1 protein-coding gene is annotated in these 1,897 nt (G+C 36.4%); it reads right to left on the bottom strand.

The window, feature by feature from the left end:
* Window positions 1-476 (bottom strand): hypothetical protein (locus BKH43_RS08310; RefSeq protein WP_143429067.1); only part of this gene is annotated, 476 nt, incomplete at its 3' end.
* Window positions 477-1,897 lie beyond the last annotated feature (1,421 nt).

The raw sequence follows: 1,897 nt of genomic DNA on the forward strand, positions 1-1,897 counted from the left end.
CCTGCATTTACGTTGTCGTTAGTTCTTATCGCAGCACCTACACCTACAACATAACCAAGCTTAACATAACCGCTTTGGCCAAGTTTAAACGCTTGTATAAAGTCTAAGTTTACAGAGTACTGAGGAGTTAGAGCTGAAGTTAGATTATTAGCTCCGACGCCGATAGTTGCTTGTAGACCTAATGTGCTATTTTTAGTAGTAGTAAAGATACCAGTACCAAGTTTAAGCTTTGCGTTTAGGCTAGCACCTGAAGTTGAGAAAGTGACGCCATCTGAGCTAGACTTTGCGCCTATACCTGTACCCACACCAGCACCTAATATAACCTTAAGACCGTTAATGTCATAGTTTTGAGCTTGCGGTCTTACTTCTCTTTTGCCATCCCTCCTGTTGTGCTCTGCTGCCGCTGCCATAGAACTTAAACTTAAGATCAAACTACTTGCTAATATGATTTTAGTGACTTTAGTAACCTTTGCCATTTTTTATCCTTTTGTATGTTTAAGATCGCACCATTTAGTGACTGGGACAATTCTAAGGGCGTTTTTTATCTTTATAGCTTAAAGTTTTCTTAAAAATAGTGCTTGTTATGAAAAAAACTTAAAAAAGGAGCCAAAAAAGAAAGATATAATTTACTTTTATAGGTTTTTTAAAGAAATGATAAAAATTCTAAGTAATAAAAATTGCTAATAACTCCAAATAGTAAAGGTAAAGTTACCTTTACCAATATATAAGTTAAAGTAAAGTTTACTTTATGGAGATTTTTGAGTAGTTATGATGGTGATATGAGATGATCTAGAGGATATGGGTGCTTGTGAGGCATTTTTGCTATAAAAAGGTAAATAAAACTTTACTTAGTAATATTTGAGGTGTAGCATAAAATATTAAAAGTAGCTTTTTACTTAGCTTTTTACGCCTTAAAGTGTTAGGGGTGATGCTTAGCTTTGCTAGCTTTTGACTTTTTAGTCTTTATAGACTTTACTTTTTAGTCTTTTAGTTGCTAGTTTGTTAACTTTTTCGCCTTAGCTGGCTTGTGCTATCTTTGCTAGCTTGCCCCTAAGGTGGCTAGTTTAGTTTTTAGCCCTTTAACTTATCTGCTTGATAGTCTTTGCTCTGGCTTAACCTTTTTTCAGTTTTGACCTTATCTTGGTTAAACCTAGAGCAAATCCACCTTAGACTAAATCTTCCTTTTAAAACTAGGCCTAGTGAGGGCTACTTAGCTTCTAATAAAAAGGGCTTTAGTGACTTGGGCTCTTTTATAGTCTTGCTTTGGATTCTTATAGGTTTTTTTGTGATCACCTTTAAAAGTCTCCTGTGCAAGGGGCTATGTGAGTATTAGTGTAGGTGAAAAGTATGAAGAAAATATGAAGTTTTACAAGAAAGAGGCGAAGCAGATGGGGTTTTAAGCGTTTTTGTGAAAGAAAAATCGAGTTTGTTTCAATGTGCTTTACCTTTTGGGGTATCTGGTGGTTAGGCGGGAATGGGCATTAGACGCAAGATAGCGTGGGCTAATGGAGGGCAAAAGAAGCGAGCTTGTAGCAAAGTATGAATTGGCGAGAAGGCTGGAAGTGAAGTGTTTTTGTGAGGGGCCTTGTAAGCTAGATAACTAGTCTCGCCCAGGATGGTGAAAGCGCTTTTATGGTGGGTCTTATAAGAGGTGGCAAAAGGCAGAGTAAAAAAGTTTTTAAGACTGGAGTAGTTTTGCAAAAGGTAAAAAGTGGGTGAAGGTCTTAGAAAAATGATGAAGTTTAAGGTGATATGAGGTGAAGTAAGATCTTATAGATGGCTATTAAAAGCCCTATATTAGGGGGTATAAACAGGTTTAGGGGGTGCTTTTAAAGCAAAAAAATATTAAAAATGCTAGACTCGTCAAGTTTGGCCATATAAAAACCATTTGTGATGA

It is taken from the genome of Helicobacter sp. 13S00401-1 (assembly GCF_002272925.1).
Lineage (GTDB): Bacteria > Campylobacterota > Campylobacteria > Campylobacterales > Helicobacteraceae > Helicobacter_I.